The sequence below is a fragment of the Filifactor villosus genome (genome assembly GCF_042652965.1).
Lineage (GTDB): Bacteria > Bacillota > Clostridia > Peptostreptococcales > Filifactoraceae > Filifactor > Filifactor villosus.
The window spans coordinates 21738-32298 of record NZ_JBHSHL010000017.1; the positions used below are offsets into that span (position 1 = coordinate 21738).

Sequence of the window (10561 nt, forward strand, 5' to 3'; positions counted from 1 at the left end):
TCTGTTGTTCGTTTTGGGCGGGAAAGTGTATTTTCCGACCTGAAAACGGAAGTGTCGATAAAAACAATGCCTGCTTCTCCCTCTTTGTAGTGAAAAGAGGGAAAAACAAAACTTTATGTGTTATAAACTATCATAGACATATTGTAATTGCAATAAAAATGACAAGACTGTAAATCTTTTGATACCGGATTGTTACCGAATTATCTTGTTTTTTATACAATTAGACAATTCTTTTGCAAAAATCACATAACTTTTATTTGTATCAAACGATATATCGGGAATGATTTTTTCTGCTGTGGTCTTTCATGTTATATGCTTATATTCGCCTTGCTCTTCAAAATAAAACGTTTCAAGTCTGAAGAAGATGAGCTCATCGATATCAACTATTCAAATGGATAGTAATCAGATAATGAGAATATCGATTAAACCGTTCTGTTTTGCGATTTGCGAGAGGTCTTCCATATATTCATCAGCAGGTGAATAGGATTGCAGAACTTGCTGACGGACACCTATCTGACGATAACGGATTAGCTTATAGCGAATGGAGGGATTTTTTTTTGCGACATAAGAACTGATATCTGCAACGAGCCTTCGGTGGTCCTCAAGTTCGGGTACAATCACCGTTCTTATCTCAAAGAGCTTATCCTCCTCCAGGAGAAAGTCGAGGTTCTTTTTTACGATGGAAGGGTCTTTTCCGGTCAGCAAAAGGTGGGATTTCTTCTCCCAAGATTTGATATCGAGCATGGCTTTGTCGAACGAACTTACAAATTTCTCCATCGAAGTTGTGTAAAGGGGGACTCCTCCGTTGGTATCAATGAAACAGGACAATTTGGGAAAGTGTTGTTTTACCGACTGAAACAATTCGATCAAGGCTCTGTGTTGGATCGTACATTCTCCTCCCGACACAGTGATCCCTGACAGGAAATGGACATAGCTCTCGATCTGAAGAAGGATCTCTTCCGAGGAGAGAGAACGAACCTTGGGGCTGCTGTTATGAGGGCAGACATTGATACAGGTATCGCAGTCTATGCAGAGTTCAGGTTGATGGATAACACGACCTTCCCGTAAGGAGAGAGCGTTTGTGGGGCAGTGTGTAACACAGACGCCGCAATGATTGCAAAGATTTATCGTTTCAGGGTTATGACAGTACAGGCAGTTGAAATTACAGCCTTGCAAAAAGATGGCCATACGGTTTCCCGGGCCATCTACGCTGCTGAAAGGTATGATTTTGTTCACGTGCAATCTATTCATCGCCACGAACTCGTCTTTCCAGGATATGAGAATTTTCCCTGGCTCCAAGGCCGAAGACGACGGTCTGTTGGATGACCTGCTCCTTGTTATAGAGCTTGTCCATCTCGGACTTTTTCACAAGATAGCCCGTGATACGGATTACGTCGGCATCTCCTCCATAAAGGGAGAAGTAACGCATCCCTTCTTCAAAGGCTCCTTTGATGATATCGAGAATAGATGAAGGATTTTTGCATGCGGTTTCATCAAAGGGAAAGATGTCTCCGATTCCGGATTTGAAGTATTTGTGAAAACGAGCCGTCTGTTTGATATGCATGGGGAAGGACGGTTCATCTCCAATCGGTATTCGGCAGCCGGGGCTGATCCCGTGGTCTGTATCGATACCGACCTGAGCGTGCATCACATAGTGCCCGTCGGTGATCTCGCAATATTTTGCAGGTCTGTTATGGACGAGCTCCGTCATCTTTTCTATGATTTCGACACCCATATCATCTGCTTTTTTGCTGTGTCCGAAACGATCTTCTTTTTTCTCAGCTCCGATAAAGTGGTTGACACATTCCGCCAAACCGACCATACCGAACATGCCGCTGAATTTTTTTCTGTCTATAAAACCTTCTTTTACGAGAAAACTGCTTTCAAAAAAGGTGCTTTCTTCAACCAGAAAACGGACTTTTTCGTCCATGAGATGAGCCATTTGTTCAATAGCGTCGGGAAGGACATTGCCCATAAAATCTTCGTAGTCCTTTGCCAAAGGAGCAAGCCTTGCAAGATTCATCCGTACCAAGGTATAAGCGCCTCCGCCGATGTTTAGACCGTTATAACAGCTTGCAATGGCATAGTCTCCGTCAAAGTCCTTTCGGAACATTTTGTCATTGGAAAAGCTCGGTTTTGCAACCTTGATAGAGGTTTCGATCGCAAGGGTGGCAAAGTCATCGGGGGTAATATCCTTATCGTATTTCAAAGTAATGTTGGGCGTCATCGTATTGAGTTCCTGAGTTGCCTTCAGAATCAATTCTCCCGCCACGGTCTTGTGAGGACCTATGTTTGCATGACAGAACGAATCGGTAATAGTTCGGTCAATATGCAGGAGAAGAAACTTGATGGCACGATAAGCCTCATCCACATCGTTTATAAAAGGTTCGAGAAGGGTATCGAGGTTTCCTACATAGACAGGGAAGGTCGTAATGGACGGAATGTGATGGTAAAGGATCATCAGATTGTTGGTCGCTTCCCAGATATCCTTTGGAGGTTGCAGTTCCAGAAACTCGCTTCCTTCCTTCATAAACTTCTCAAAATCCATAGTGATGTATCTTGGACGATAGGGTGCACTCCCTTCAAAGAGATCACAGATCGCACCTGCATCCAGATATGCTTGAAGCTGCGGAGTGATTCGGAAAACATTGAGAGTATCTTCCGCCGCGTGAGCAAGAGCATTGACTTTTTGATGATAGGTTAATACAGGGTCTTTGATCAAAGACAGAATAACATCGGACATAACTTCCTCCTTTGTAACGAATAAAACATTGTAACTTTCAATATATTAAGGACGACCTTAACGACTTTAGACATTTAAAGGATCAAATACAATTACTCAAACGTTTGCGTTCTCAAAAAATGTTTTAAGAGAGCAATGCTCTTGATTATTTTGATCATATGTTTTCAACAAGAATACACAGACTCGGTATCTATATTTTTGTTTTTGACTTCGATATGGATACAATTCAAATCCGTACCGGTATTATACAGTAAAAGAGTAAAGAATTCAAATCCTCTTTCCTTTTTGGCTTGTCCCTGCAAGGGAAAATGCACAAAGAGAAATAGCATAAATAATCGGAGTTTTGTGAAAAATAGGATTTCAAAAACGTCATTCTTCATGCTCAAATGGCTCCATACTGCTGTTGCATTGCAACAAATTTCTTCAAAGAAGTGAAATCAAAGCTTTTTAAATTCATCCACATTCAAGACAAAGACCGTTGCACCACCGACGGTAACTTCCAAAGGAACGGTAATATGTCCCGCCATCGGATAGAAGTCGGCCATTGTACCGGGGATAATACTTTTACGCATTTTACAATTTCTTTCGATGATCTCCATTACTTCATCCACTCTGTCATCATCGACCCCGATGAGGCAGGTATGATTTTCGCTACGGAGAAAACCTCCTGTGGTGTTCAGGGTTGTGATGTAGAACCCATGCTTGATCAAATCTTTTGTTAAGTGTGAGGTGTCGTCTTTGTTTACAATAGCTATAACCAGTTTCATAAAAAAACCTCCTTCATATAATATAACAACGGGAACGTATCATACCGTTATCCCTTTCAATAAACAGATATGTCATCGAGAGCGGAACGTCTTTGAACGATTAGGCGTATTGCATATCCATATTGTCTCTGACAGATGGAATTTCAATCGGATAATTGTATAAAAACACGGTAGGGAAATCTATAACGGCAATTATTCCTTCCTTATATCGCTAGTTTATCATACCTTCCGGGGAATTGGAATCTCAAAATTCGATGTGCGAATATAAAGAGAGACCTCTTATTACAGTACAGGAAGAGATGCGGATATATTTCTTTTTGTAATTTTTATATACCCGAAAAGCTTGTTATTCAATCCTTTGGGCTGAAAGTGAAGAGTGTTGTTCGCCATGCGACGGATTACGGTTTTCGAACAAAGGGTAAATAAAAGAAGGAGAAGATACCGCATAATTTGAAAAATCAGCACAAAACCAATTTTATACGAAGGATGAAATTCTTAAAAATATTGATATGACAGACTTTCGTATTTTACAAAATTGGAGGAAAATCAGAAACTTTCCTTTGTACGGTGTTTCTTTGACACTTACAACAGCATTGATGTACGAAATCAACCCTTGAAGCCTGTAACGGGAGTGCGAAATCAGTTCCACAATCCATCGCCTCTACACGGATCCGGTACGGTTACAGGGTGGCTTCTACAATCCTTGGAACTCTTTTGGGGAAGAGCTTCTTACAGAGGCGGGGAAAACGTATTCTACTTGAGAATGGAAGAGAGAAAATATGGGGGCGTTTTTTCTTTTTCCTTTTAAAAAAAAGCAGAATATGATATATTTAATTTGTGGTCGCTTTGCAAAATTTTGTATATCTTGATAGGGAAAGACTTTGAATTGATGTTTTGAAGCGGCTTACGATCATTGAATACAACTTTGAAAGGAAAGGTGAGTACTATGACTAACAGGCGTTGCCTTAACGTTTACTCAGAAATCGGAAGGCTTAAAACGGTCCTTTTACACAGACCGGGCAAGGAGATCGAGAATTTGACTCCTGATTTATTGGACAGATTGCTGTTTGATGACATTCCATACTTGGAGATTGCAAGAGAAGAGCACGATGCCTTTGCAAACATTCTCAGAGAGAACGGTGTAGAGGTGCTTTATTTGGAAGAACTGGCTGCCGAAGCCCTGACTTCCGACGAGATCAAACATGAGTTCGTCGATGAATTTATCGAAGAAGCACATATTGAAGGAAAGAAAAAGAAGTCTTTGGTAAAAGATTTGCTTTTAAACATAGATACAAATTTGAATATGGTAATCAAAATGATGGAGGGAATTGAAAAAGAAGAACTTCCCGACTATAAAAAAACAAGCTTGAGCGATATGGTAGATTCGGAATATCCCTTTATCGTCGATCCCATGCCCAACCTTTACTTTACGAGAGATCCTTTTGCTACCTTAGGACATGGAATTTCGCTTAACCGTATGAGAAACCTCACGAGACAAAGAGAGACCATCTTTGCAAAATATATCTTTAAGTATCATCCGAGATTTAAAGATGCCGATATTCCCAGATGGTATGACAGAACCGATACGAGTGCGATCGAAGGCGGAGACGAATTGGTATTGTCCAAGGAAGTATTGGCGGTAGGAATTTCCGAGAGAACGGATGCGGCTGCGGTTGAGAAGCTGGCGACCAGAATTTTTGAAGCGAACGAAAGTTTCAAAACCGTACTGGCACTTCACATCCCTAACAAGAGGGCATTTATGCACTTGGATACCGTATTTACCATGGTGGATTACGATAAATTTACCATCCATCCGGAGATCGAAGGACCGCTTACCGTATATTCGATCACAAAAGAAGATAACGGCAGCATTAAAATAGAAAAAGAGACCAAGGAGTTGGATAAGGTTCTGGCGGAAGCTTTGAAGATCGAAAAGGTTACCTTGATTCGTTGCGGAGGAGGAAATCCGATTGCAGGAGCAAGAGAACAATGGAACGACGGGGCAAACACCTTGGCAATCGCTCCGGGAGAGGTTGTAGTTTACGCAAGAAACCATGTCACCAATAAACTGTTGCAGGAACAGGGAATTAAACTGCACATCATGCCTTCCAGCGAGTTGTCCAGAGGACGTGGAGGCCCAAGATGTATGTCCATGCCTCTATGGAGAGAAGAAATTTAGAACAACTGAAGACAAACAGGGAGACCTTAGCGGTCTCCTGTTTTGCTTTTATGTCTTACAAAGATAGAAAATTTCGATTCGTGGATTTGAAGGAATAGATATTTTTCTGAACAAAGAAAAAAGAAGTACAAAAAATTTTGATGAAGAGCTTGAATATACAAGGTTGAAAAAAAGAACAAAGGAGAATAGGAAAGACGCGTATTTGAAGCGGAAGTGGAAACAAACGGGAAAGACAAAGCGGAGAAAGGTTGAATCTTAGAATAAACAAAGGATCTTCTATGATGGAGAGTTTCACAGGAAAAAGTGTGAAAGGCAAGTGGTATATATTGAGAGAGGCATTACGGGTCAAAGCCGTGCAAGGGCAGATTGCATCCCTCTCTAGGCAAAGAAGCGCTCTTTCATCTCACGGGGAGTTATTTCGGGCGGAGAACTGTTTTTCGAAAAGGGGTACGGGATTTTGGTACAGGATCGAGAAAAATTGATATAGATAGTAAGGAGAAGAAGTAGTATGAAAACAAAGAAAACGTTTAAGATGCCGACATCGTATACCATCTTATATGCGATCATCGTCATTGTTGCAATATTGACATGGATTGTTCCGGCAGGACAGTATCAGATGACGGAAATGAACGGACAGAACATTCCTGTTGCAGGAACTTATGAGAGAATAGAAAATACGCCTCAAGGAATTTTTGAGGTTTTAGGAGCGCCGGTAAAAGGGTTTTATGACGGGTTACAGGTATCCTTCTTCATTATGATGATAGGAGGATTCTTGGGAGTCGTAATGAAGACGGGAGCGATTGATGCAGGGATTGCGGCAATAACAAAGACATTTAAGGGTAGAGAAAAGATCATGCTCGTCATACTCACAAGTCTTTTTGCACTCGGGGGATCTACCTTCGGCATGGCGGAAGAGACCATAGCTTTTTATCCTCTCATCATCCCCATTTTGATTGCTGCAGGCTACGATACCGTAACAGCGGTATCGGTCATCTTGCTCGGAGCGGGGTTGGGTTGTTTGGCTTCAACAGTTAATCCCTTTGCGACAGGGATCGCTTCGGGGTTTGCGGGAGTAGCTATCGGAGAGGGTTTGTTTTTGAGAATGGCGATGTTTGCGGTAGGTTTGGTCATCACGATTTTATTTATCCTGCGTTATGCACAAAAGGTCAAGGCGGATCCCACCAAGTCGATCGTATATGACACATGGAAGCAAGATAAGGAGCATTTTCTCGGAACGGCACATGGGGCGGAATTTCCCGAGATGACAAAAAAACGTTCTTTAGCTCTGGTTATTTTCTGCGCTTCGTTTATCTTTATGATTTTTTCTCTTATTCCGTTTTCCGATTTGGGTATTACTTTTATCCCTACCTTGGGTTGGTATTTTCAGGAATTGAGTGTATTCTTCCTCACAATGGGCATCGTTTTGGGTATCGTTGCAGGATTGAAGGAGGAAGAACTTGTGACGGCCTTTATCGACGGTATGAAGGATCTCTTCGGGGTTGCCATTGTTGTAGGAGTATCCCGCGGTATTACCATAATTATGAATGACGGAAACATCACTGCAACGGTATTGAATATGGGAGAGACCACCTTGGCCTCTCTAGGTAGGATATCCTTTATTGTTTTGACCTATGTATTCTACATCCCTATGTCTTTCCTGATCCCGTCTTCTTCCGGGCTGGCTACGCTCTCCATGCCTATCATGGCTCCGATGGCGGATTTTGCAGGAGTGGCACGGTCCATGGTGATCACAGCTTACCAATCAGCGTCAGGTTTGGTCAACTTTATCACTCCGACCAGCGGTGTTGTTATGGGAGGGCTTGCCATTGCAAGAGTTCCCTATGATAAATGGCTGAAGTTTTCGCTGAAATACCTTGCGATCATCTTCGCATATACCATTGTGTTTTTGATTATTGGAGTTTGGGTGTAGGAGCTCGCAACAGATGTTGAAAAAAGGGAGGATCGTATTACAAGACGGTCCTCCCTTTTTGAAACAAAGAGTTTGTAGACAGCGATGTAATACGGAAGATTTCGCCTGTCGGAAGGGTCCATGTCGATGCTGTAACCGCGAAAAGGCATTTCGTTTCCCGGGGAACATAAATCGTTGATATCAACAAGTAAACTATTTTTCAATAGAAGCATAGATATATCTGTTTTTCCAACCACGAAAAGTTGGTTTATCATGGGTCAAAGTTTGTTTTCACCCACAACTCAAAAGAATAATAGTATAAAATGAACAGTAAGGAGATATCGCACAAAGGCGAGAACTTGATTTTGCTATGAAGTTGTAAAAGGTAAATATTTCTCAAATCAACATGTTCAAGGAGCTTCTCCTTCATACAAGATGTTGCACCGATTTCTTTGAGTTATGGGCTGTTGCCATAGTATAAAACCCGGTCAAGATATAGCAATTTGCAAAGAGGGAAAATTTTTCTTCGATCATCGAGTATATTCCGGTTCGGATCTACGGTCTATATATGACCGGTAGTTCAAATGGACCTCATAGTGCCGAATTCACATATGCAAGGCTATCTGTCTTCGGATCCCTCGGGCACCATCTCTGTGAGGTACTTCCAGTATTTTTTGGGCATATGTTGACTCTGTAGCTTGGGGTTCTTTCTTTCCTCAATGGAGAGGTGAGTGTGGTAAGATTGCCATAATTGCTCGAAGAAGTCCTCTCTCCTGTGTCTGTCAAGCTCGGACTCTTTTAGAGGAAACAGGGCAAGGATTCTTCGATCATAGGTTAGAGCCATACTTCGTTTGACATCATGGATCATAAAGATCTCGTTGGGCATCCTCTTCTGAAAATGTCCTCCCAAAACAGGCAGTACAAAACATTCGGTTTCGATCGGAGCATACAGGATGTTTTTGTAGATCTGAAAACGCACAAGACCGAGCATACGGTGACGCTCCCTCGATGTCTTTCTGCTCATGGTCCGGACTTTTTGAACACACTCGCGTGTCAATTGGTGTTCGATACAGGAGCCATGTTTGAATAAAAGGCGAATATAGTCCAACAGATAGAGCTCCCTTCCCGGCAATTCTGACAGGAAGGCGAAGTAGATCTGCATAAGAGCATCATAAGAAACCTGTTTGGCGATCGCATCCGAGACCTTGTTGGAGAGTTTCTGATCCGTTTCGATTTTTTTGCTTTCCACCAAAAAAGAGGTGTGGATATCATCGCAACAAATTTCCGAAACGCGATCTCCCGTTTTGTAGAAATGGTAGATACAGGTCAAAAAACCTTCAAAACTTCTATCGTATACATAGCGAAAAACAGGCTTCATCATATCACTCCGTTCACGAGGTTTCCCTTGTAATCCAAGAAGGAGAGTTGGTCGGGATGGGTCTTCTTGGGTCTTTTTGCCAACATTTGATGTTTGATATGGAAGGCGTTCATTGAAGGATGGCCGTTGAATTTTCCGTTGCAGGTAATGAAGAATTTCGCCCGATTTACTGCAACTCCAAACTGTTTCAGATGGTGGAACTCAACTGTCCCATACTTGCGGGCATGGTAGATTTTGAGGGCTCCCGTAACACCGAAACCTGGGATGCGAAGGAGCATCTCATAGCTGCATCGGTTGATTTCTACGGGGAATTGTTCGATGTGTTTCAAGGCCCAGTTGCACTTGGGGTCCAAGTCCACATCGAAGAAGGGCTGATCGTCGCTCAAGAGTTCTTCCGCCTCAAACTTGTAGAAGCGAAGGAGCCAGTCCGCTTGGTATAAGCGGTGTTCTCTTTGAAGGGGAGGCTCTTTGAGCGCCGGAAGCAGAGAGTTTTCCGAAGTCGGAACAAAGGCGGAGAAATAGACCCTCTTCATATTCATCTTCTTGTACAGAGAGGCGGATAGAAGAAGGATATCGCGATCGGATTCCTGTGTGGCTCCGATAATCATCTGCGTCGTCTGCCCGGCCGGTACGAAGTCGGGGGCACTTCGGAACAGTTTCTTCTCTTCTGCCGTCTCTAAGAGCTGATTTCGGATTTGTTTCATAGGAGAAAATAGGAGGTCCTTCTTTTTCTGGGGAGCGAGAAGGTTCAAACTTTTTTCGGAAGGTAGTTCGATGTTGATGCTCATACGATCGACAAGGCGGCCCACCCGGTCAATGTATTCTTTAGAGGCGCCGGGAATTGCCTTCATATGGATGTAACCGTTGAAGTTCTCTTCGTGGCGTAGCTTCCATGCGACCTGATACATCTTCTCCATGGTGATATTCGGGCTTTGATATACCCCTGAACTTAAGAACAGCCCCTCAATGTAATTGCGCTTGTAGAAGTTTACAGTGACCGAAACGATTTCTTCCACAGAAAGAATGACTCTTTCCGCTTCATCGTTGCTCCTCCGGTTGACACAGTAGGCACAGTCAAAGATACAGTGGTTGGTCATAAGGATCTTGAGAAGGGATATACAACGACCGTCTTGAGTCCAACTGTGACAAATTCCCGATTTTTCGGCGTTCCCGAGACCTCCCTTCTTGTTTTTTCGGGTACTCCCGCTCGAAGAACAAGACACGTCGTATTTTGCCGCATCGGACAGGATCTCTATTTTTTTTAGGGTATCGATGTTATGATGGATAATTTGCATGGTTTCACCACCTTTTATAGTATAAAATCGTTGCAGGCAATAATAGTTGTCTTAGCGTTGCAGATACAAGAACATATGTTCTTTTTTATTATAGCATAAAGAAAGAAAAATGAAAACATATGTTTTGTTTGTTCTACGAAGAAAGGATAGATCTTGCAATAAGCGATACGAAATCGGATTTTCGTGAATAAAAAGAGAATTTTTTGTAAATTTATTCTCCTAGAGCGTGTCTACGCAATACTTTACAAAACGTAAAAAATGTGAGATACTCGTATAAAACAGAGGAGGTT

7 protein-coding genes are annotated in these 10561 nt (G+C 42.3%); 2 read left to right on the forward strand and 5 right to left on the reverse strand.

Annotated features, from left to right (window positions below; translation table 11 throughout):
- Positions 1 to 402: 402 nt before the first annotated feature.
- The 3 genes from ACFO4R_RS05445 to ACFO4R_RS05455 all read right to left on the reverse strand — a co-directional run bounded on the left by ACFO4R_RS05445 (position 403) and on the right by ACFO4R_RS05455 (position 3510).
- Positions 403 to 1251: a YjjW family glycine radical enzyme activase gene (locus tag ACFO4R_RS05445; protein ID WP_379788034.1), complete on the reverse strand. Its 849-nt coding sequence runs from the start codon at positions 1249 to 1251 to the stop codon at positions 403 to 405.
- Positions 1244 to 2743 (reverse strand): YjjI family glycine radical enzyme, encoded by a 1500-nt coding sequence (locus ACFO4R_RS05450; protein WP_379788035.1) that lies wholly within the window; start codon positions 2741 to 2743, stop codon positions 1244 to 1246. Before ACFO4R_RS05450 ends, ACFO4R_RS05445 begins: the two co-directional genes overlap by 8 nt.
- Before the next feature lie 437 nt (positions 2744 to 3180).
- Complete coding sequence (locus tag ACFO4R_RS05455; RefSeq protein WP_379788036.1) at positions 3181 to 3510, reverse strand: cyclic-di-AMP receptor; 330 nt, start codon at positions 3508 to 3510, stop codon at positions 3181 to 3183.
- Between the two features lie 946 nt (positions 3511 to 4456).
- Here ACFO4R_RS05455 and arcA point away from each other — a divergent pair.
- A complete protein-coding gene (gene arcA / locus ACFO4R_RS05460; RefSeq protein ID WP_379788037.1) occupies positions 4457 to 5689 on the forward strand; it encodes an arginine deiminase in 1233 nt (410 codons plus the stop codon).
- Positions 5690 to 6197: 508 nt separating this feature from the next.
- Positions 6198 to 7619 carry a YfcC family protein gene (locus tag ACFO4R_RS05465; RefSeq protein WP_379788038.1) on the forward strand — a complete coding sequence of 474 codons (1422 nt, stop codon included), beginning with the start codon at positions 6198 to 6200 and terminating at the stop codon, positions 7617 to 7619.
- 598 nt (positions 7620 to 8217) lie between these two features.
- On the opposite strand, the gene ACFO4R_RS05470 is transcribed toward ACFO4R_RS05465, so the two are convergent.
- The gene (locus tag ACFO4R_RS05470) at positions 8218 to 8976 is read right to left on the reverse strand and encodes a TIGR03915 family putative DNA repair protein (RefSeq protein WP_379788039.1); all 759 of its coding nucleotides are present in this window, start codon (positions 8974 to 8976) and stop codon (positions 8218 to 8220) included.
- Positions 8976 to 10271: a putative DNA modification/repair radical SAM protein gene (locus ACFO4R_RS05475; protein WP_379788040.1), complete on the reverse strand. Its 1296-nt coding sequence runs from the start codon at positions 10269 to 10271 to the stop codon at positions 8976 to 8978. Before ACFO4R_RS05475 ends, ACFO4R_RS05470 begins: the two co-directional genes overlap by 1 nt.
- Between the last annotated feature and the right edge of the window lie 290 nt (positions 10272 to 10561).

Excerpts from the sequence above, each read along its gene's own strand:
- ACFO4R_RS05445 (WP_379788034.1), bottom strand. The coding sequence starts at position 1,251 with ATGAATAGATTGCACGTGAACAAAATCATACCTTTCAGCAGCGTAGAT.
- ACFO4R_RS05450 (WP_379788035.1), bottom strand. The coding sequence starts at position 2,743 with ATGTCCGATGTTATTCTGTCTTTGATCAAAGACCCTGTATTAACCTAT.
- ACFO4R_RS05455 (WP_379788036.1), bottom strand. The coding sequence starts at position 3,510 with ATGAAACTGGTTATAGCTATTGTAAACAAAGACGACACCTCACACTTA.
- arcA (WP_379788037.1), top strand. The coding sequence starts at position 4,457 with ATGACTAACAGGCGTTGCCTTAACGTTTACTCAGAAATCGGAAGGCTT.
- ACFO4R_RS05465 (WP_379788038.1), top strand. The coding sequence starts at position 6,198 with ATGAAAACAAAGAAAACGTTTAAGATGCCGACATCGTATACCATCTTA.
- ACFO4R_RS05470 (WP_379788039.1), bottom strand. The coding sequence starts at position 8,976 with ATGAAGCCTGTTTTTCGCTATGTATACGATAGAAGTTTTGAAGGTTTT.
- ACFO4R_RS05475 (WP_379788040.1), bottom strand. The coding sequence starts at position 10,271 with ATGCAAATTATCCATCATAACATCGATACCCTAAAAAAAATAGAGATC.